Origin of the sequence: Helicobacter pylori, from assembly GCF_001653455.1 — a bacterium.
In the GTDB taxonomy this organism is placed as follows: domain Bacteria; phylum Campylobacterota; class Campylobacteria; order Campylobacterales; family Helicobacteraceae; genus Helicobacter; species Helicobacter pylori_A.
On sequence record NZ_CP011486.1, the window covers coordinates 810,052 to 831,790 of the forward strand.

Consider the following 21,739-nt stretch of genomic DNA (forward strand, 5'->3'; position numbering starts at 1 on the left):
AAAAACTCATTAAACCAAGCTTTTTAACGAGTTTTTTAACAATTTGTCTTGTTTTCTTTTAAAATTCACCCATAATAATTAGGGGCTTCTTTAGTAATATCCACGCCATGCACATGGCTTTCTTTCAACCCCGCGCTAGTGATTTCTACAAATTCAGCGTTTTGATACAATTCCAAAATATTTTTCGCCCCTTGATACCCCATAGAAGAACGCACGCCCCCTACTAATTGGAAAATCATATCCGAAACCTTACCACGATAAGGCACACGCCCTTCAATGCCTTCAGGGACTAATTTTTCACTCGCTACGCCCTCTTGAAAATACCTATCAGAACTCCCTTTAGTCATAGCCCCAATACTGCCCATGCCCCTATAGCTTTTATATTGCCTCCCTTGATAGATCATAAAATCCCCAGGAGATTCTTCTGTGCCAGCGAGTAAAGAGCCTATCATCACGCTTGATGCCCCTAAAGCCAAAGCCTTAGCCACATCGCCTGAATAGCGGATCCCTCCATCGGCAATCACAGGAACATCAAATTTAGACGCCACTTCCACGCAATTATCAATCGCGCTCACTTGGGGCATTCCCACCCCAGCCACAATCCTAGTGGTGCAAATGCTCCCTGGCCCAATACCCACTTTAACAGCGTCCGCTCCCGCGCTAATCAAATCGCTTGTAGCCTCTTTAGTTACCACATTCCCTACAATCACATCCACCACCAAGCTTTTTTTAATCTCTTCTAAAGTGTGTAAAATATTCGCCGAATGCCCATGCGCGCTATCCAACACCAACGCATCAACCCCAGCCTTAACTAACATTTCAGCCCTATCTAATTGCCCCACTCCAATAGCCGCCCCTACTCTTAACCTCCCAAAATCATCTTTATTGGCCTCAGGGTATTCAATGCGTTTTTGAATGTCCTTAATCGTAATCAAGCCTTTTAAAACATTATCTTTATCCACAATGGGCAATTTTTCAATCTTATGCTTGTGCATCAAATCGCTCGCTTCATCCAAACTAATGCCCACATGAGCGGTAACTAAAGGCATCTTAGTCATCACATCGCCCACTTTCTTACTCAAATCCGTTTCAAAACGCACATCTCTGTTGGTTAAAATCCCAATCAACAACCCCCTATCATCCACCACAGGCACGCCTGAAATCTTGTAATTATCCGCTATAGCCTTAGCGTCCGCTAGCGTTTTGTGCGCATGGATAAAAATAGGATCATTGATCACCCCGCTCTCACTTTTTTTCACCTTAGCGATTTCTTTGACTTGCGTCTCAATATCCATGTTTTTATGCACAATGCCAATCCCCCCAAGGCGCGCCATAGCGATAGCGGTTTTATGCTCCGTAACCGTATCCATAGCCGCGCTAATAAAAGGGATATTCAAACGAATGTTTTTAGTCAAGCGAGATTTTAAGCTCACATCTTTAGGTAAAACGCTAGATTTTCTAGGCACCATCAACACGTCTTCAAAAGTCAAAGCCCTTTGTAAAATTCTCATTTTTGTATCCTTAATCTAATTTTAAATCCAATTCCTGCTCTAAAGCGTAGGAAACATCTAAAAGGCTTTGCTCATCAAAAGCCTTAGCAATGAATTGCATCCCTATGGGCAAGCCTAAAGGATCTTTAGCGACCGGCAAAGAAAGGGCTGGCAAACCGCTCAAATTCGCCCCAATCGTGTAAATATCGCTCAAATACATTTCTAAAGGGGTTGCATGGTAGTTGAATAAGTGGGCGCTCGTAGGAGCTACAGGAGTGAAAATCAAATCCACTTCTTCAAAAATCTTGTTGTATTGCTCTTTGATCATCAAACGCATTTGTTGGGCTTTCAAATAATAAGCGTCATAATACCCGCTGCTTAAGACAAAATTCCCTAACATGATACGGCGCTTCACCTCATCGCCAAAACCTTCACTGCGGCTTTTAAGATACAATTCTTTTAAATCTTTAATATTTTGAGCCCTTCTCCCATAACGCACCCCATCAAATCTAGCCAGATTGGAACTCGCTTCAGCCATGCTAATAATATAATAGATAGAGATTTGATAATGCGAATCTAGCATCTTTTTTTCTACAATTTCATGCCCCATTTCTTTCAAGGCTTTAAGGGTGTTTTCATAAGCGAGTTGCACTTCATGGCTCGCATCTTTAATGTGATCCCTTAAGATAGCGATTTTAAAGCGTTTGTCTCTGTTAAGGTTTTTAAAGGTTTGCGTGGGTTTGAGATTTATGCTCGTAGAGTCCTTGCTGTCATACCCGCTAATGGCGTCAAACAAAATAGAAGCGTCTTCTACATTTTGCGTGATAGGCCCGATTTGATCAAAACTAGAGCAATACGCAATCAAACCATAACGGCTCACCCTCCCATAAGTGGGTTTTAACCCCACGCACCCGCAATAACTCGCCGGCTGTCTGATAGACCCGCCCGTATCGCTCCCTAAAGCCGCCACCGCTAAGCCACCAGCTACCGCTGCTGCGCTCCCCCCACTGCTCCCCCCAGGCACTCTGTTTTTGTCTCGTGGGTTTTTAGTGATCCCATAGCAACTAGACTCCGTGGTACTCCCCATCGCAAACTCGTCCATGTTAGAAAGCCCAAACCCTGCCATGCTGTTTTGGTGCAAGTTTTCAATCGCGCTCGCATGATAAGGGGCGACATAGCCTTCTAAAATCTTACTGGAGCAAGTGATTTCCCACCCCTTAACGCTGATATTGTCTTTAATGAGGATCGGCACACCCTTAGCACTAGCGCCATTAAGGCTAGGGGCTTTAATATAAGCGTTCAAATCTGAAGCTCTAACCTTAGCGTCAATTTCGTTTTTAAGGGTTTCTAATTCATCTTGGGATAAAGAAAGGGCTTGTTTTAAAGTGATCATGTTTTAGCCTTACAAAAAATTTAATGGTAGTTTAACATGCTTAGGTATAAAACGAGCTTATAAGAGCGTTTTTAAAAAGCGTTCAACCTGCTTATTTAAATCTTTCAAACTGGAGCTGTTGTCTATAATGTAATCGCTCATGGCGCGTTTTTGCTCTATATCCATTTGACAAGCTAAGCGCTGCAAAATCTCAGATTCTTTGAGTTTGTCTCGCTCTAAAAGGCGCTCAATTTGTAAAGCTCTTGGCGCATAGATTAAGACCACTTTACTCACAGGATAGCGTTTTTTACCCCCCACTTCAAAAAACAAAGGGATGTCTAAAAAATACACTTGATGATTTTTCTCTAATTCACAGGCTTTTTTAAGCATGCACTCACGGATTAAGGGGTGCAAAAAATCCTCTAGCCACTTTAATTTATTAGCATTTTGAAACACGATCGCGCCAAGTTTTTTTCTGTCAAGAACATCCTTTTCTAAAATACTTGATCCAAAATGTTGGGCGATCTCTAGCCGATGCTCTTGCAACAATTGATGGGCGATTTTATCCGCATCTAAGATTTGATAGCCTTGCGATTGCAATAATTTAATGGTGGTGCTTTTACCGGTGCCTATCCCCCCTGTGAGAGCGATAGCGTTTTTTAAAACCATTTTAAGATTTGATATTGTCTTTAAGGATTTCTTGTAGATTTTTAGGGAGAGCGAATGCGGCCCTGTGAATGTCTTCATTATAATACCTCACGCTTTTTAGCGCTTCTATTTTTGGTGTGATCAAATCTTTTAAGGGGTGGGTTTTTAAAGACGCATAAATATAACCCTTATTGCTCAAAATCCTTAAAGGCGCTACAAAAGGCATGACAACAGAAAAAAACTCGCCCATGTTTTTCAGGGCGTTTTGCATGCTCACATGCTCTAATAGCGGATGTTTGGCTACCGAAATCAACACGCCATCTTCTTTAAGCATTCTTTTTAAACCATCAATTTTATGCTTGTCCGGCTCTTGCAAGCAAAGAACTAAATCGTATTTTTTAATGTCTAAATCTAAGAGTTGTTTGGCATGCGTGAAATTCTTATTGTTTTTCACTTCATGGAAATGGGGGAAAAAACTAATAAAACTATCCAAGATTTTTTCATCTGCTTGCACAAAATCCACATGCGCATCGTATTTAAAAAGCTGGTGGGCTAATTCCAAATCAAACCCATCTACAATCAAAACTTCTTTAAGCTCTTTTTTAGTGCAACCCCCCATGTGAGCGAGCAATTCGCTTTCAATATGCAAAAAATTCTTGAACAACAACTGGCGGTTAAGCATCGCAATCTCGCCAAAATCCTTAGATTTAAAAATCTCTAAGATATTATGATCACTTCTAACATCTAATAATTTCGCTTCTATGGTGTATTCTTTACGCAAATACGGCGTGATTTCTTGGGTGATCCACATTGACATTCTCTCATCACTTTGTAATATTTAATTTATATGCTACCCAAAAAATCTAAATTATTATAATAAAAGCCCTAACTTTCCTTAAGACATTCTAAAAAGAGTTCCGTATCGCTCTTAAATCGTTCTTTTTTAAAATCCAAATCAATGCTAATGGCTTTATGCTGGCTGTCTAATTTATCGGTTGAATGCTTTTTTAACACCATTTGACACTTTGAAACCTCAATCGCATCTAAAGCCTTATCCGTCATGTAAAGATCATCGCTCTTTTTTTCTAACAAAAACGATTCATAAAAAGGCCTTAAACTCAAATCGCTGTTATTGGTGGTATAAACATACGAAGAAATCTTGCCCTTAAATTGAGCGATCTGTGTTTTCGTGTCATTAAAAGCGAAAGTTTGGATCTGGCGATCTTTATCGTTTTGATCTTTTAAAAAACGCTTCAAGGCTTTGGATTTGATTTCTATCAAAAATTGATCCCCATCTCTATTTAAAGCAATATCCCCATTCTTTAGGGGGTAGAAATTTTGTTGGGAATATTCAATGAGTCTTGGATTTTTGGTTTCTTTTTTAGGCTTGTAAAGGAACGGGTTTTTTTCATTATTAGCGTTGTTATGGGACTCGTTTTGGTATAGGGGTGGGTTTTTTTCATTATCGTTGGGTTCATTCAATAAAATCAAAGGGGTTTCTTTAGGGTCATTGTCTCCATCGTTTATTAATTGGGCGAAAGCGTGTGTTTCATTTGTAGGGTGTGCATGGTGGTACACCATGTTTTTTAAAAAAATCGTTTCACTAAAAACTTCATAATCAGAATCCACATAGCTAGGGCGTTTAGAGCCGTCATTTTCTTGCTCTTGGGCTTTTTTTTGCAATTTAATGAAACCCTCTTGCGAGCAAGCTAAAAAGCACAAAACCACGATTGCCACAACCATTTTTTTGACCAAAAACAATGCCAGACCCTTATTTAAGCTTTAAATAACTATAATATTGTAATCTAATTTTGATTAAAATGAAGCGATAAGAAAGATGAATGCAAGCACCTTAAAAACCATTGCGATCTTAGGCCAGCCTAATGTGGGGAAAAGTTCACTATTTAACCGCTTGGCTAAAGAAAGGATCGCTATCACTTCAGACTTTGCAGGCACAACACGAGACATTAACAAACGAAAAATCGCGCTAAATGGTCATGAAGTGGAGCTTTTAGATACAGGGGGCATGGCTAAAGACGCTTTTTTATCTAAAGAAATCAAAGCGTTTAATTTAAAAGCCGCTCAAATGAGCGATTTGATTTTGTATGTTGTAGATGGCAAGTCTATCCCTAGCGATGAAGACATCAAGCTTTTTAGAGAGGTTTTTAAGATCAATCCTAATTGCTTTTTAGTGATTAATAAAATTGATAACGACAAAGAAAAAGAGCGAGCTTATGCGTTTTCTTCTTTTGGCATGCCAAAGAGTTTTAATATTTCCGTTTCGCACAACAGGGGCATTAGCGTTTTAATTGATGCAATATTGAATGCGTTAGGTTTAACCAAAGTCATAGAGCAAGATTTGGATACAGATATTTTAGAAAGCTTAGAAACCCCTAATAACGCAGAAGAAGAAAATAATGGAGAAGAAATCATTCAAGTGGGTATTATCGGTAGGGTGAATGTGGGCAAAAGCTCGCTTTTAAACGCGCTCACAAAAAAAGAAAGAAGCATCGTCTCTAGCGTGGCTGGCACGACTATTGACCCCATAGATGAAACCATTTTAGTGAAAAATCAAAAAATTTGCTTTGTGGATACCGCTGGCATCAGGCATAGGGGCAAAATTTTAGGCATTGAAAAATACGCGCTAGAACGCACTCAAAAAGCCTTAGAAAAATCCCACATTGCACTTTTAGTTTTAGACGTGAGCGCTCCTTTTGTGGAATTGGACGAAAAGATCAGCTCTTTAGCAGATAAACACTCTTTAGGGATCATTCTTATTTTAAACAAATGGGACATCCGCTACGCCCCTTATGAAGAGATCATGGCGGTCTTAAAAAGGAAATTCCGCTTTTTAGAATACGCCCCTGTGATCACAACCAGCTGCTTAAAAACGCGCCATATTGAAGAGATCAAACATAAAATTATAGAAGTCTATGAGTGTTTTTCTAAACGCATTCCTACAAGCTTGCTCAATAGCGTGATTTCTCAAGCCACCCAAAAACACCCTTTACCAAGCGATGGAGGGAAATTAGTGAAAGTGTATTACGCCACGCAATTTGCCACCAAGCCCCCTCAAATCTCGCTGGTAATGAATCGCCCTAAAGCCTTGCATTTCAGCTACAAACGCTATTTGATCAACACCTTAAGGAAAGAATTTAATTTTTTAGGCACGCCTTTAATCCTTAACGCTAAAGATAAAAAGAGCGCTCAAACCAATTAATTTTTTTAAAGGTTAAACCCCCTTAAAAAAGCGTTTTTGCTTGATTTATCTTTAGGATTTGATTATAATTATTGCTCACAGTCAGTCAATGCTAGGCGATGAGCTTGAGTTTTGGCATCCATTAGAAAAGGGGTTATCCACATGAACAAAGCGGAATTTATTGATTTGGTTAAAGAAGCAGGTAAATACAACAGCAAAAGAGAAGCCGAAGAAGCGATCAACGCCTTTACTTTAGCGGTAGAGACAGCTTTAAGCAAGGGTGAGAGCGTGGAGCTGATCGGTTTTGGCAAGTTTGAAACTGTAGAGCAAAAAGGCAAAGAGGGCAAAGTGCCAGGAAGCGATAAAACTTATAAAACTGAAGACAAACGAGTGCCTAAATTCAAAGCCGGTAAAATCCTTAAACAAAAAGTTGAAGAAGGCAAGTAAGCTTGATTCACTCAGCAAGGGACTTATAAAAAAGTTTCTTGCTTTTTATAACTTTCTATAATATATCTAAAATGTCCTTGTAGCTCAGCTGGATAGAGCGTACGATTCCTAATCGTAAGGTCGTGGGTTCGAATCCCGCCAAGGACACCACTTGCACGATTTTTACTATATAGGGATTTAAAAATAATCGTTGTTTGTAAAAATTGATAATTAAAAAAGCAATTAATAAAAAGCAATTGATAAACTCTTTTTTGACTCATTTTAAAAAATTTAGCCCCATTCTTAAAGAAGCGTTTCAAAAATTTTACTTTTTTTAATTTTTGGTTTTCAATTTTTGGTTTTGTTTAAAGCACCTTAACAAAAATCCCAAACATCTTTAATGTTTGGGTGCTTCACTTGATTGGCAATAACTAAAGCTTTTTATTAAAAATGTTTTTTGAACTTTGTCTCATTTTTATAGTAAAATTCTTTCTCTTAAGGGGATAGATGGTATTTTGAAAAATTCTCCCCCCATAACCCCCAAAGAGCGCTTTTTTAAGAGATGATCACTCAATTAAAATGAAGCTCCTTGCTATTTAATCTTAAAAAATGCCTTTGAGCCTTTTTTAGATCTATGATCAACGCTTAATCAATTTAAACCTTGCTACAATTTAGCAAGACTCCAACATGACAAATCCATTCAAAAATGATATAATAGCCTTGATGAACTCATTTTAAGGAAAATGCCCATGCGTTTGCACACTGCCTTTTTTGGTATTAATTCGTTGCTTGTTGCCGCTCTTTTGATAAGTGGTTGCAGTCTTTTTAAAAAGCGTAACACTAACGCCCAGCTAATCCCCCCTTCAGCTAATGGCTTGCAAGCCCCAATTTATCCCCCAACCAACTTCACCCCTAGAAAGAGCGTTCAGCCTCTCCCTAGCCCACGCATTGAGAATAACGATCAGCCTATCATTAGCTCTAACCCCACTAACGCTATCCCTAACACCCCTATCCTCACGCCTAATAATGTCATTGAGTTGAATGCAGTAGGCATGGGTGTGGCTCCAGAATCCACCATTTCGCCCTCTCAAGCTCTAGCTTTAGCCAAGCGAGCGGCTATTGTTGATGGTTACCGCCAATTAGGGGAAAAAATGTATGGTATTAGGGTGAACGCCCAAGACACCGTCAAAGACATGGTTTTGCAAAATTCTGTGATTAAAACGAGGGTCAACGCTCTCATTCGTAACGCTGAAATCACTGAAACCATCTATAAAGACGGCTTGTGTCAAGTGAGCATGGAGCTTAAATTAGACGGCAGGATTTGGTATCGCATTTTGAGCGGAGCGAGAGGATAACCCTCTACCTCATCAATTATGCGGTATTTTAGAAGCGCTTTTTTGCTATTTTTCATGACACTCTTTTTTGTCTCTTGCTCTAAACACCCTTTTTCTAAGCAAACCCCTAAGACTAGAGAGCAAATCAGACAAGAAGAAGCTCGTAAAAAAAGAGAAGAAACTTTGAATGCATTGCGCCAGTTCAGGCTCATTTATATCAACACGCCGGTTTTTCGCTTTTATGATTACGGCACGATTAAAACCGATAAAGACCGCAACACTGAAGTAACCCTTTACAAGCTCAGCCAAAAAGTGGGCGATATTTATATGACTAAACGAAACATTTGTTTTAGCCAAAAATGTTCGGCCAAATGGATTGCTGCAAGGGATTTGTTTGGTAAGGTGAGCTATGGGGATTTGTTTGATGACATTGTTTTAGGGAGGGATATTTTTAAAGGTTTAGGAAAACGCCACCTAACCCCTGAATATGTGATCCAAAGGTTTCAAAAAAGCGGAGAAATTATCCTTTATGAAAGAAAAAATGGTTTGATTTCTTTCCAGAATTTGACGCAAAAAATCGCCATTAGGATTGAACCCTATGAGCCTTCTTTACAAGATTTAGAAGACAATGAAAACGCTGATAGCGAGCTTCAATGAAAAACTTTTCCCCACTCTATTGTCTTAAAAAGTTCAAAAAACGCCATTTACTCGCTTTGAGCTTGCCCTTACTCTCTTATGCGAATGGTTTTAAAATCCAAGAGCAAAGCCTGAATGGCACGGCTTTAGGATCGGCTTATGTCGCTGGGGCTAGGGGCGCTGACGCTTCTTTTTACAACCCGGCAAACATGGGCTTTACCAACGATTGGGGCGAAAACAGAAGCGAATTTGAAATGACCACCACCGTGATTAACATCCCGGCCTTTAGCTTTAAAGTCCCTACAACCAATCAAGGCTTGTATTCGGTAACGAGCTTAGAAATCAATAAAAGCCAACAAAATATTTTAGGCATCATCAACACTATAGGATTAGGCAATATCCTTAAAGCGCTCGGGAATACGGCCGCTACAGATGGCTTGCAACAAGCAATCAATCGGGTTCAAGGGCTAATGAATCTAACCAATCAAAAAGTCGTAACGCTCGCTTCAAATCCTGACACTCAAATCGTGAATGGCTGGACAGGCACGACTAATTTTGTTTTACCCAAATTCTTTTATAAAACGCGCACGCATAACGGCTTCACTTTTGGGGGGAGTTTCACCGCTCCTAGCGGATTGGGCATGAAATGGAATGGTAAAGGGGGGGAATTTTTGCATGACGTTTTCATCATGATGGTAGAGCTTGCCCCTAGCATGAGTTACACTGTTAATAACCGCTTTTCTGTGGGGGTGGGTTTGAGGGGGCTTTATGCGACCGGGAGCTTTAATAACACCGTTTATGTGCCTTTAGAGGGCGCTTCGGTCTTGAGCGCGGAGCAAATTTTAAATTTACCCAATAATGTTTTTGCCAATCAAGTGCCAAGCAACATGATGACTTTATTAGGCAATATCGGCTATCAGCCGGCGCTTAATTGCCAAAAAGCCGGTGGGGATATGAACAATCAAAGCTGTCAAGAGTTTTACAATGGCTTGAAAAAAATCATGGGCTATAGCGGTTTAGTGAAAGCGAGCGCGAATCTTTATGGCACGACTGAAGTGGTGCAAAAGTCTAACGGGCAAGGCATATCAGGGGGCTATAGGGTGGGTTCGAGTTTGCGCGTGTTTGATCATGGGATGTTTTCAGTGGTGTATAATTCTTCGGTTACCTTTAACATGCAAGGCGGTTTAGTGGCTATCACAGAGCTTGGTCCTTCTTTAGGGAGCGTGTTGACTAAAGGCAGTTTGAATATCAATGTTTCACTCCCCCAAACTCTAAGCCTGGCCTACGCCCATCAATTTTTTAAAGATCGCCTAAGGGTTGAGGGGGTGTTTGAACGCACTTTTTGGAGTCAAGGGAATAAATTCTTAGTAACCCCTGATTTTGCGAACGCTACTTACAAGGGCTTGAGCGGAACGGTCGCTTCCTTAGACGCTGAAACGCTTAAAAAAATGGTGGGTTTGGCGAATTTTAAAAGCGTGATGAACATGGGGGCTGGCTGGAGGGACACGAACACCTTTAGATTAGGGGTAACTTACATGGGTAAAAGTTTGCGTTTGATGGGCGCTTTTGATTATGACCAAGCCCCAAGCCCCCAAGATGCGATAGGCATTCCGGACTCTAATGGCTATACTGTGGCTTTTGGGACGAAATACAACTTTAGGGGCTTTGATTTGGGCGTAGCAGGAAGTTTCACTTTTAAAAGCAACCGCTCTAGCTTGTATCAATCCCCAAACATTGGGCAATTAAGAATCTTTAGCGCTTCTTTAGGCTATCGCTGGTAAAACATGCCAAAGAATCAAACCATGCTGGATAACAAAACGATTTTAATCACCGGAGGCACTGGGAGTTTTGGCAAATGCTTTGTTCGTAAAGTCTTAGAAACCACCAACGCCAAAAAAATCATCGTTTATAGCCGAGATGAATTGAAACAAAGCGAAATGGCCATGGAATTTAATGACAGCAGGATGCGTTTTTTTATCGGCGATGTGAGGGATTTAGAGCGCTTGGATTACGCTTTAGAGGGCGTGGATATTTGTATCCATGCCGCCGCGCTCAAGCATGTCCCCATCGCAGAATACAACCCCCTAGAATGCATTAAAACCAATATCATGGGAGCGAGCAATGTGATTAATGCATGCTTAAAAAATGCAATCAGCCAGGTTGTCGCTTTAAGCACCGATAAAGCCGCTAACCCCATTAACCTTTATGGCGCGACTAAATTGTGCAGCGATAAGCTTTTTGTGAGCGCGAACAACTTTAAAGGCGCTTCTCAAACGCAATTTAGCGTGGTGCGTTATGGTAATGTGGTGGGGAGTCGTGGGAGCGTGGTGCCGTTTTTTAAGAAATTAGTCCAAAACAAGGCGAGTGAAATCCCTATCACGGATATTCGCATGACACGATTTTGGATCACTTTAGATGAAGGGGTTTGTTTTGTGTTAAAAAGCTTGAAAAGAATGCATGGGGGTGAAATTTTTGTGCCAAAAATCCCTAGCATGAAAATGACTGATCTCGCTAAAGCCCTAGCCCCTAATATTCCCACTAAAATCATAGGGATTCGCCCGGGCGAAAAACTCCATGAAGTGATGATCCCTAAAGATGAAAGCCATTTAGCCCTAGAATTTGAAGACTTTTTCATCATTCAGCCTACTATAAGCTTTCAAACGCCCAAAGATTACACGCTCACTAAACTCTACGAAAAAGGCCAAAAAGTCGCCCCTGACTTTGAATACAGCAGTCATAATAATAGCCAATGGCTAGAGCCTGATGATTTATTAAAATTATTATGAATTTTTTAGAAGATTTATTTTACCCTTTAAGATTATTGGAAAACAAACGCATTTTATTGCTCGTGAGCGGCTCTATTGCGGTGTATAAATCCCTAGAATTAGTGCGCTTGTTGTTTAAAAGCGGGGCTAGTGTTCAAGTGGTGATGAGCAAGGGTGCGAAAAAATTCATCAAACCCTTAAGCTTTGAAGCCTTGAGCCATCATAAGGTCTTACACGATCACAATGAAAAATGGCATTACAACCACCAAAACGCCTTGCACCATAACCACATCGCATGCGCTGCTAACGCTGATTTGCTCATCTTTGCCCCTTTAAGCGCTAACAGCCTGTCTAAAATCGCTCACGCTTTAGCGGATAATACCGTTAGCGCGGCGTTTTTAGCCTGCACTTCCCCTAAAATCCTAGCCCCTAGCATGAACACTAACATGCTTAAATCCCCTATCACTCAAAGCAATTTGCAACGCTTAAAGGATTTCAATCACATCATTTTAGACACTCAAAACGCCCTTTTAGCATGCGATACTAAAGGCGATGGAGCGATGGCTGAGCCTTTAGAAATCCTTTTTAAAGCCGCTCAAACGCTCTTAAAAGACGCTTATTTTGAAAACAGAGAAGTGGTAGTTATGGGCGGCGCGAGCGTGGAAAAGATTGACAGCGTTCGAATCATCAGCAATCTTTCTAGCGGGATTCAAGCGAGCGCGTTGGCTTTGGCGTTATATTTTAAGGGAGCAAAAGTTACTTTCATTGCCTCAAACTTCCCTACCCCTTTGCCTAAAGAAATCGCAAAAATTTTAGTCAGTGATACCCAATCTTATGAAAACGCCTTAAACAAAACCGCTAAAAACTTAAAAAAACATGCCTTAAAACCCCTACTCTTTAATCTAGCCGCCATTAGCGACTATGCGCCTAAAATTTCTTTTAACCATAAGCTTAAAAAAAGCGAGTTGGGTGGAACGCTAAACATTGAATGCGTTCAAAATAAGGATTTGTTAGCTTCTGTTGATCCCAATCAATTTATTAAAATCGGTTTTAAAGCCGAAGACGATCAACAAAACGCCATGCAAAATGCGCAAAATCTTTTAAAACCTTCTCAAGATAACGGCAAGGATTGTTCTGTGGCCGCTTTGAACCTCATTAAAGATTCACGCCCTTTTGGATCATTAGACAATGAATTATGGCTCTTCAGTCATAAAAAAACCCAAAAAATCCCTTCTATGAACAAACTAGAAGCCAGTTTTAAAATCCTTGATTTTATCAAGGACAACGCCCTCTAATGCTAGAAGCCCTAAACGCTATAAGTCAGCTTAACGCTCTTCATTCCAAAAACGCTACGCACCATTTTAACGCTACCTTACCCATTCTTTTAAAGGTGCTAGAAAAACAAGATAAAGGCCTTTTTCTTTTGCAAGTGGGTAATAAAATTATCCCCACTAAAAGCGAACAGGAATTGAAAATCAATCAGCCCTATTTTGCGACCATGCAAAGAAACCAATTGGGCGATATTGTGCTTAAAAATTTAGTGCCTGCCCCAAAAATCTTAGACGCATTGGACGATTTGCCCACCCTTGAAATGAAAAAAATCAAAGAAATCTTAAGCGCTAAAGACAGCACCCCCTTAAAAGAATACAAAGAACTTTTAAGCGAAAAATTAGTCCATGCTAAAAATTCTCAAGAGTTTTTGAATATAGCCAACATGCTTTTAAGCTTGCAATCGCAGGTTTTAAGCTTTGTGGTTCAAAACGAGCGCAAAAAAGCCTTTTTGCAAATGAAAGCCAAAAAACAAAGCGTTGATTTTTACGCCCTCTATCCTAATTTAGGCGAAATTGGCGGCGTTATCTACTTGAAAGAAAAAGAAAAACAACTTTTTTTAAAAACCACCCTCCAAAGGACTAAAGAAATTTTAAAAGAGGCTCAAAACACCCTTTTAGGCTTTTCTTGCGTGGAAATTGCGTGCGAAAAAACCCCCATGCTTTTTGCATTTGAAGAGCGTTTGTTGGATACGATAGGCTAGATTTTTTAATCCGCTCTAAATCTCAATAACGAAAAACTTTATTTTTAAATTTTGTTTTTTTAAGCTCTATTTTCTTAGCGTTTTTAATTTTATTACCCCACTAAAACAAAGCCTTTATCTTTAATCTATATAAAATTTATGTGAAAACGCCCTTCCTAAAGCAAGGGGCTTCCTAACTAAAGCGTCCCAACAAACACTAACCAACGGACGCTAAACTAACATGAAAGGCTTTGTTCTTTAAAGTCTGCATGGGCATTTCCTGCCCCCAAAAAGACTAAAAGTATTTGGCTATTTTTTAGTTTCAATATAGCCTAACAGCTATGCGCTTGCATATTCTCGTCCTAAAGGACGAAATTTTTCGTGCTAGTGGGATAAAATTTATATAAAATTTTAGAATTCCTCACGCATTTTTTAAAAGTGTTTCAACCGCTAAACTTTTATCTTTAGCCTGTGTGATCGCGCTAATGACGGCGATACCACTAAATTTTTGTATTTTTAAAGCGTTATCTGTCGTGATGCCCCCAATCGCTACAAGGGGTTTTTTCACCCCGCTATCTTGTATTTTTTTTAAAAGTTCTATGCCTACAACTTGTTTGGCGTCTTTTTTAGATGGTGTGGGAAAAATAGGGCCTACCCCTAAATAGGCTACACTATCTAAATGACGCGCTTTTAGGGCTTGCTCTAAAGTATTGACGCTCAAACCTATAAAAAGGCGCTTCTTGCACAAAGCGATCACCTTTTCTATAGCCATGTCTTCTTGCCCCACATGCACGCCATCAGCCTTTAATTCTAACGCCAGTTGCACCTCATCATTGACAATAAAAGGCGCGCCGTATTTTTTGCATAATTTTTGACACTCTAGGGCTAATTGTTTGATTTGAGTGGGATCTTGTAAGGCTAAATCGCCTTTTTGGCGGAATTGAAACGCTGTGATTTTAGATTGTAAAGCTAATTTTAAAGTGTCTAAAAGCGCGTTTATCCTATCGCCTTTTATATGGTAGAAATCTTGCGAACCAGCCACAAACATGAGTTTTAAGCAATCCGCATCAAACATGCTTTTTAACGCTCCACAAATTCAAAGGCCCATGCCCATGCCCAATATTTAAGGGGTTTTGAATGATGATAGTTAAAAGTTCTTTAGCCTTTATAATAGCGTTTTTTAAATCCAACCCTTGAGCGAGTAAGCCCACAATCAAGCTAGATAAAACACAACCCGTGCCATGCGTGTTTTTCGTGTTAAAGCGCTTGGCGTTTAGGATCAATTCAGTGTCTTCTAAAAACACCCAGTCGTTGCTAAACTCCCCTTGAAAATGTTCTGTATGCCCCCCTTTAATCACAGCGTTTTTAACGCCTAAATCTCTTAAAATGCCCATCGCTTTTGAAGCGCTTTTATCATCTCGCACTTGAACGCCTGTAAGCGCATAAACTTCAGGGAGGTTAGGGGTTAGTAAATTGGCTTTAGGTAAAAGGCGCTTTTTTAAGCTTAAAATCGCATCTTCTTCTAAAAGCAAGGCCCCATTCTTTGCCACCATCACCGGATCTAAAACGCAAAACCCAAAATCACAGGTTTCTAAAGTGTCCGCTACGCATTCAATGATTTGATTGTTGCATAACGCTCCTATTTTGAACGCTTTGATAGAAAAGTCATCTCTGATCGCTAAGATTTGCGCTTTCACGCTCTCCACGCTTAATGGATAAACCCCATGCACGCCCTGTGTGTTTTGAGCGGTTATGCAAGTGATCACGCTTGTCCCAAACACGCCTAAAGTTTGGAACGCTTTCAAATCGGCTTGTATCCCAGCACCCCCACCGCTATCGCTACCAGCAATGCTTAAAACTTGCGGATAAACTTTCATAACGCTTCCTCAATAAGGCTATTTTCTAACTTTATGGGCAAGCTTAGAGCGTCTAAAAAATAAAACAAGAACGAACCATTGGAGCCGTTATTTTCTAACACTTTTTTTTGCGCGTTAAAAGCGGCTTGTTTATAGAGCGCGCAAAGTTGCACCATAGAATCTAAGGGGTCTTTTTTCAAACTTAAAAAGCTCGCACACGCTGCAGTGTGCAAACACCCAGCCCCAGTAATCACAGCCAAATACTCACTCCCCCCAGTGATGCTAAAAACTTTTTTCCCATCGCTCACATAATCTATTTTACCCGTCATTACCGCTATCACAGAATATTTTTGAGCCGCTAATTTGACAATTTCTATAGGCGTGGTAGAATGCTTGGAATCTAACCCCTTGCTTTCGCAAGAAATACCCACTAAAGAGCCTAATTCTGCAGCATTACCCCTAAGCGCGCTAACCCCTTCGCTTTTTAAAAGCTCTAAGCTTGTGTTATAACGCAAAGCGCTTGCTGAACACCCCACCGGATCTAACACAATGGGCTTATTTAAAGCCTTATAATGTTTGATAGCTTCTTTAGCGCACAAAATAGTGCGTTCATTGAGAGTACCAATATTGATAGCGAGCGCGTCAGAAATTTTTGCTAAATCCTGCATTTCATCAATCGCATCACTCATTAAAGGCGATGCCCCTAAGGCTAACAAGCCATTAGCCACAAATTGCGCCACCACATAATTAGTGATATTATGCACTAAGGGGCGTTTTTGGCGTAATTCTTTCAACATTTTAAAACCTCCTTAAAATTTCTTGTATTTTACAAAAAAATCCATCAGGCGGTGCTTGTCTTTGAAATTTAATGTGAAAGCGTTCAACAAAATGAACTATTTTTCATTAATCTCATCTTTTTTAACCCCATTTTTTTTAAAGATAGCGCTAGTGAGATCACAAAAGCGGTGGAAAAAGCGAGAAAGGGCTGCAGCGACTTTTTCTTTCACCTCTGCATAGCGCGAGCTGAACATGGAGGGTTTTTCTTCAATGATTTCAGGGAATTTTGTCCCGCTGAAATCAATTTCGCCCCCCTTAAAGGCATGCTGCATGAACGAATAGGCTTTTTCTTCATTCAAGCGGTTTTCTTCTATGATATTTTGGAATTCCTCTTCTCGTTTTTGGTGGATATAATTTTGAAAATATTCATGGACTTCTTGATCCTGGTTGTTGTATTGATCAATAAAATCCATGATCAAATCTTTTTTATTCCTTAATTCTATGCTGGAGTTAACGATCGGCTCTATTTTATTTTTAACGCCTTGGATCTCTAAATGATGCTCTTTAGCGAACTCTTCAATCAAGTTTAAAATATAGTCAATATTGACTTCCACTTGCTTAATGAGTTCAATTTCAAAAATCAAATCATCGTTAATCTCTTCTTTATCCCCTCTTTTTTCTGGCCTCATTTCATCGTAAAAATCAAGGTATTTGCTTTGATAGTCTTGAAAATCCCTAGGACTGATGTAATCGTTTTTATTAAAATTTTCAAAGCTGTTTAAAATATTTTCTAGTTTCAAAATCTTGCCAAAAAGCTTGATAAAATCCTTTTTCTGGCTTTCTGAAATGATCGGCTCTTTTAGGGGAAACTCGGTTAAAAGCCTTTCAATCAAACTCTCATAGCCCTCGTATTCTTTATTCTCATCAATATAGCCTTTCAAATAGTCTTCATATTTTCTTAACAACACAACAGATTGAGCGTCCTTGTTGCCAAAAAGCGTGAGAGCGGCATTCAAATCCTCTTCTAAATCCCTAAAACAAACGATATTCCCATGCGTTTTGACGCTGTCTAAAATGCGGTTAGTCCGTGAAAAAGCTTGGATTAGCCCATGGTATTTCAAGTTTTTATCCACCCAAAGGGTGTTAAGCCTGGTAGCGTCAAACCCGGTAAGAAACATGTTCACCACCATTAAAAGATCAATTTCACGATTTTTCATTTTTTGAGAAAGATCCTTATAATAGCTTTGGAATTTTTGATCCGAAGTGTCAAAAGAAGTGTTAAACCTTTGATTATAATCCGCAATCGCGCCCTCTAAAAAATCCCTTGAGCTTTTGTCTAGCCCAGCGGTGTTTTCATTGTTTTCATCTTCTAATGCATCAAAATCTTCATTAGGGCTATAACTAAAAATCGTAGCGATTTTAAGGTCGTGTTTTTCTTCTTTAAAGGCTTGGTAGTATTTTTTCAGCATTTCTATGTTTTGGCATGCCAGAATGGAATTGAATTTTTTGTTTTTAGTGGTTTGATTGAAACGCTCTAAAATGCATTTAGCGATTTCTTTAATTCTCCTAGTGTCTAAAAGAGCGTTTTGCGCGTCAATGGCTCTAATGTCTTTATCCTTAATATTTTCTTTAGCTTTAATGGTGTTGTGGTATTCCACCCTAAAGGGCAAGACATTTTTATCCCTGATCGCATCAATAATGGTGTATTGGTGGAGGCATGTCCCAAATTTCTGCTCTGTCGTGCCTAGCGGGTTGTTTTTATCGCAATTTTGTGGAAGAATGGGTGTGCCGGTGAACCCAAAAAGGTGGTATTTTTTAAACGCTTTAGTGATGATTTGATGCATTGAGCCTAACTGACTCCTGTGGCATTCATCAAAAATCATCACGATTTCTTCATTAAAAATCGCATGCCCTTTAAGGTGCGATTTAACGAATTTGTCTAATTTTTGGATCGTGGTGATAATGATTTTAGCGTTAGGGTTTTCAAGCTGTTCTTTTAAAATCTTGGTGCTGGTGTTAGAATTAGCACAATCTTTTTGGAATTTATCGTATTCTTTCATGGTCTGATAGTCTAAATCTTTTCGATCCACCACAAACAAAACCTTTGCAACATGTTCTAATTCTTTGGCTAAAGTCGCGCTTTTAAAGCTCGTTAAGGTTTTACCGCTCCCTGTCGTGTGCCAGATATAGCCTCCACTTTGGCTTTTCCCATAAGTTTTATGATTATGCGTGGCTTTGATTTTTTCCAAAATCCTTTCTGCTGCCACGATTTGATAAGGCCGCATCACCAATAAAACCTCATTGCTGGTGAAAACGCAATAGCGCGTTAAAACGTTCAAAAGGCTGTGCTTTGCAAAAAACGCCTTAGCAAAATCCATTAAATCTTCAATATTGCAATTCTGGCTATCCGCCCAATAATTCGTGAATTCAAAAGTATCGGCCTTGTTGTTTTTCTCAATTTGCGCCATTCTTGTGGTGTTTGAATAGTATTTGCTGCTCGTGCCGTTACTGATGACAAAAATCTGCACGAACTCAAAAAGCCCATCTTCGGCACTAAAACTATCCCTTTTGTAGCGTTTGATTTGGTTAAACGCCTCTCTGATCGCCACGCCCCTTTTTTTCAATTCCACATGCACTAAAGGCAAGCCGTTCACAAGGATGCTCACATCATAGCGGTTCTCATACTTCCCCCCTTTAGCGCTGTATTGGTGGATCACTTGCAAGGCGTTTTTATGGATATTTTTCTTATCAATGATTTTAATGTTTTTGGTTTTCCCGTTCTCAAGGGTTAGGTTAAAAATCGGATCTTCTTGGATTTTCCTCGTTTTGGCTTTGTAATCATCGTTTTTATTAGCGATGAATTGAGAATAAAGAGTCTCCCATTCTTTGGGCGTGAAATGATGATCATTAAGCTTTTCTAACTGCTCTTTTAAATTGTCTTTCAATTCTTTTTCGTTGTGGATGTTTTTAAATGCATAGCCTTGTTTTTGTAAAAGCGCGATAAATTCCCCTTCTAATTGCACCTCGCTCTCATAAGCACTTTTCCTTTCATTATCGCTATGAAATTCCGCTACTACCGTGCTTTCATTGCTTTCTGCGATGGTTTCGTAATTCATGTTATCCCTTGTTTTGGAGAAAATTTTCAATATCTGCTTTATTGAGAGCGGGGATACTACCACGAAAAACAAGATTTTCCATAATTTGGCTTTCATTAGTTTTGAGATAAAAGTATAAAAATTTTGTTAAAAGTTTGCTAGTATCTTTAACTTTATAGGGATAGCATAGGCCCCCTGCAAAAAATTTTTCATTAAAGTAATTTATAAATCCTGCATATTCTCCCCTAGATGCAATAGTTATATTTTCTCCATCATTATTAAAATCATGGTAATAACCATACAAATCTCTCCCTGAATTTATCACTGGATACATACCATTTCTTTCTACTTCGCTCACTTCACTTATTTTAAGCGTTTTTTTATTTGTGCTTTCACACACCTCCCCCAACTTCCTAAACCCCACCCCATCAGGCGCTAGGGTTTGGAGTAAGCGCTCTATTTTGTTCATTTTGCCTCCTTTTAAGCTTCTAGCTCTTTGATAATTAGATCAAGGCTGTTTCGTAAAGCGCTTTGCTTTCCCACCACTTGAGCAATCTCCAATTGAAGCGCTTTGATGTCAATGATTTCTTTCGTATCTTCTTGCTCCACATAGCGGTTCACCGATAGGTTGTAATCGTTTTCTCTGATTTCTTCCATAGCCACTAGAGCCGAAAAATGCTTGATGGCTTTCCTTCGGTGTAGGTTTGCAAAATCTTTTCTCGGTTGCGCGCTTTGAGTTTGTTTTGTTTGCCTTCTTTGAGGAATTCCTTACTCGCATCAATAAAAAGCGTGGTGTCGTCTTTTTTGTTTTTCTTAAGCACTAAAATGCAAGTAGCGATATTCGTTCCAAAAAAGAGGTTTTCAGGCAAAGCGATCACGCAGTCAATGAAATTATTTTTCACTAAATATTCTCTGATCTTTTTTTCCGCACCGCCTCTATAAAGCACCCCGGGAAATTCCACGATCGCAGCAGTGCCTTGATTGGAAAGATAAGAAAGCATGTGCATGGTGAAGGCGAGATCGGCGGCGTTTTTGGGCGCTAGCACGCCGGCTGGGCTGAAACGCTCATCGTTGATTAAAAGAGGGTTTTTATCGCCTACCCATTTAGTGGAATAAGGAGGGTTAGAAACGATCGCATCAAAAGGCTCATCGTCTTCATGCTTTGGGTCTAAAAGCGTGTCCCCTAGTGCGATGTGGAATTTAGAATAATTGATGTCATGCAAAAACATGTTGATACGGCAAAGGTTGTAGGTGGTCAAATTGATTTCTTGCCCGAAATACCCTTTGGAGACATTTTTATCGCCCAGCACTTTAGAAAATTGCAAGAGCAATGATCCGCTCCCGCAGCATGGATCATAAACTTTATTAATGCTCTCTTGGTTGTGCAGAGCAATTTTAGCGAGCAGTTCGCTCACTTCTTGGGGGGTGAAAAATTCCCCTCCGCTTTTGCCGGCATTGCTTGCATACATCGCCATTAAATATTCATAAGCGTCGCCAAAAACATCGATCCCGCTTTTTTGATATTCGCCTAATTGCATGCCCCCTATGGCTTGAAGGATTTTAGTCAATTTTTCCACCCTATTTTTATGAGAGCTCCCTAATTTATTGCTATTGACATCTAAATCCGCAAACAAGCCTTTGACATTGTCTTCTGATTTAAAGCCAAGGCTGGATTTTTCTATCTCGGTGAAAATGTTTTGTAAGGTTACATTGAGATCTTCGTTATTGGGCGCGTTTTTTAACACATTACAAAATAACGCGCTAGGCGGGATGAAAAAGCCTTTTTCTTCAACTATCGTTCCTCTTGCGATTTCAGCTTCTTCATCGCTCAACTTGGCGTAATCAAAATGCGGATCATCTTTTCGCACTTCTAAATTGATGTAATTAGTCATGTTTTCTGAAATGTAGCGGTAAAAAAGAATGCCTAAAACGTATTGCTTGAAATCCCAGCCGTCTATTGAGCCTCTCAATTCGTTCGCTACTTTCCAAATGGCGTTGTGCAATTCGTTGCGCTCTGATGAAGCATGGTTATTAGATTTCGCGCTCGCTTTGTTTGTGTTTTCCATGAGATAAGCCCCTTTTTTGTTTTTGTTTTGGCGGTTTTTAAAAATTTAAGGCTTTATTTTAATC

18 protein-coding genes, 1 tRNA gene and 1 pseudogene are annotated in these 21,739 nt (G+C 39.7%); 9 read left to right on the forward strand and 11 right to left on the reverse strand.

The features are described 5' to 3' along the window. Window positions 1–65 precede the first annotated feature (65 nt). The 5 genes from guaB to AA977_RS03870 all read right to left on the reverse strand — a co-directional run bounded on the left by guaB (window position 66) and on the right by AA977_RS03870 (window position 5,271). Entirely contained in the window at window positions 66–1,511 is a 1,446-nt protein-coding gene (gene guaB / locus AA977_RS03850; protein ID WP_064434654.1) for an IMP dehydrogenase, read from the reverse strand. A 10-nt stretch (window positions 1,512–1,521) separates the two neighbouring features. Further along, window positions 1,522–2,883: an Asp-tRNA(Asn)/Glu-tRNA(Gln) amidotransferase subunit GatA gene (gene gatA, locus AA977_RS03855; RefSeq protein WP_064434655.1), complete on the reverse strand. Its 1,362-nt coding sequence runs from the start codon at window positions 2,881–2,883 to the stop codon at window positions 1,522–1,524. A gap of 57 nt (window positions 2,884–2,940) precedes the next feature. After that, window positions 2,941–3,531 carry a dephospho-CoA kinase gene (gene coaE, locus AA977_RS03860; protein ID WP_064434656.1) on the reverse strand — a complete coding sequence of 197 codons (591 nt, stop codon included), beginning with the start codon at window positions 3,529–3,531 and terminating at the stop codon, window positions 2,941–2,943. Window position 3,532: 1 nt separating this feature from the next. Beyond that, window positions 3,533–4,321, reverse strand: coding sequence for a spermidine synthase (locus tag AA977_RS03865; protein ID WP_064434657.1), 789 nt, complete (start codon window positions 4,319–4,321; stop codon window positions 3,533–3,535). Between the two features lie 74 nt (window positions 4,322–4,395). Beyond that, window positions 4,396–5,271: a hypothetical protein gene (locus tag AA977_RS03870; protein ID WP_064434658.1), complete on the reverse strand. Its 876-nt coding sequence runs from the start codon at window positions 5,269–5,271 to the stop codon at window positions 4,396–4,398. Between the two features lie 76 nt (window positions 5,272–5,347). Here AA977_RS03870 and der point away from each other — a divergent pair, with 76 nt between their 5' ends. From der to AA977_RS03915, 9 genes are all read left to right on the forward strand, one after another. Beyond that, complete coding sequence (gene der, locus AA977_RS03875) at window positions 5,348–6,730, forward strand: ribosome biogenesis GTPase Der (RefSeq protein ID WP_064434659.1); 1,383 nt, start codon at window positions 5,348–5,350, stop codon at window positions 6,728–6,730. A gap of 141 nt (window positions 6,731–6,871) precedes the next feature. Next, on the forward strand, window positions 6,872–7,156 hold the full coding sequence (locus tag AA977_RS03880) for an HU family DNA-binding protein (RefSeq protein WP_001029065.1): 285 nt from the start codon (window positions 6,872–6,874) through the stop codon (window positions 7,154–7,156). 73 nt (window positions 7,157–7,229) lie between these two features. Next, window positions 7,230–7,306 (forward strand) — tRNA-Arg (locus AA977_RS03885). Between the two features lie 578 nt (window positions 7,307–7,884). Then, entirely contained in the window at window positions 7,885–8,490 is a 606-nt protein-coding gene (locus AA977_RS03890) for an LPP20 family lipoprotein (RefSeq protein ID WP_064434660.1), read from the forward strand. 18 nt (window positions 8,491–8,508) lie between these two features. Continuing rightward, on the forward strand, window positions 8,509–9,126 hold the full coding sequence (locus AA977_RS03895) for an HP0838 family lipoprotein (protein ID WP_064434661.1): 618 nt from the start codon (window positions 8,509–8,511) through the stop codon (window positions 9,124–9,126). Continuing rightward, a complete protein-coding gene (locus AA977_RS03900; RefSeq protein ID WP_064434662.1) occupies window positions 9,123–10,886 on the forward strand; it encodes an OmpP1/FadL family transporter in 1,764 nt (587 codons plus the stop codon). The genes AA977_RS03895 and AA977_RS03900 overlap by 4 nt, the downstream gene beginning before the upstream one ends. Before the next feature lie 21 nt (window positions 10,887–10,907). Continuing rightward, window positions 10,908–11,891, forward strand: coding sequence for a UDP-N-acetylglucosamine 4,6-dehydratase (inverting) (gene pseB, locus AA977_RS03905; protein ID WP_064434663.1), 984 nt, complete (start codon window positions 10,908–10,910; stop codon window positions 11,889–11,891). Then, window positions 11,888–13,165, forward strand: coding sequence for a bifunctional phosphopantothenoylcysteine decarboxylase/phosphopantothenate--cysteine ligase CoaBC (coaBC, locus tag AA977_RS03910; protein ID WP_064434664.1), 1,278 nt, complete (start codon window positions 11,888–11,890; stop codon window positions 13,163–13,165). Before pseB ends, coaBC begins: the two co-directional genes overlap by 4 nt. Continuing rightward, entirely contained in the window at window positions 13,165–13,902 is a 738-nt protein-coding gene (locus AA977_RS03915) for a hypothetical protein (RefSeq protein WP_064434665.1), read from the forward strand. Before coaBC ends, AA977_RS03915 begins: the two co-directional genes overlap by 1 nt. A gap of 400 nt (window positions 13,903–14,302) precedes the next feature. On the opposite strand, the gene thiE is transcribed toward AA977_RS03915, so the two are convergent. The 6 genes and pseudogenes from thiE to AA977_RS03945 form a co-directional block, all read right to left on the reverse strand. Further along, window positions 14,303–14,956 carry a thiamine phosphate synthase gene (gene thiE, locus AA977_RS03920; RefSeq protein WP_064434666.1) on the reverse strand — a complete coding sequence of 218 codons (654 nt, stop codon included), beginning with the start codon at window positions 14,954–14,956 and terminating at the stop codon, window positions 14,303–14,305. Further along, window positions 14,949–15,758 carry a bifunctional hydroxymethylpyrimidine kinase/phosphomethylpyrimidine kinase gene (gene thiD, locus AA977_RS03925; RefSeq protein WP_064434667.1) on the reverse strand — a complete coding sequence of 270 codons (810 nt, stop codon included), beginning with the start codon at window positions 15,756–15,758 and terminating at the stop codon, window positions 14,949–14,951. The genes thiE and thiD overlap by 8 nt, the downstream gene beginning before the upstream one ends. Continuing rightward, window positions 15,755–16,534, reverse strand: a complete 780-nt coding sequence (gene thiM, locus AA977_RS03930) for a hydroxyethylthiazole kinase (protein WP_064434668.1) — start codon at window positions 16,532–16,534, stop codon at window positions 15,755–15,757. The genes thiD and thiM overlap by 4 nt, the downstream gene beginning before the upstream one ends. 96 nt (window positions 16,535–16,630) lie before the next feature. After that, window positions 16,631–19,630, reverse strand: coding sequence for an HsdR family type I site-specific deoxyribonuclease (locus tag AA977_RS03935; protein ID WP_064434669.1), 3,000 nt, complete (start codon window positions 19,628–19,630; stop codon window positions 16,631–16,633). A gap of 1 nt (window position 19,631) precedes the next feature. Next, window positions 19,632–20,078 carry a restriction endonuclease subunit S gene (locus AA977_RS03940; protein ID WP_253764821.1) on the reverse strand — a complete coding sequence of 149 codons (447 nt, stop codon included), beginning with the start codon at window positions 20,076–20,078 and terminating at the stop codon, window positions 19,632–19,634. 11 nt (window positions 20,079–20,089) lie between these two features. Further along, a pseudogene (locus AA977_RS03945) lies at window positions 20,090–21,675 on the reverse strand (type I restriction-modification system subunit M). Between the last annotated feature and the right edge of the window lie 64 nt (window positions 21,676–21,739).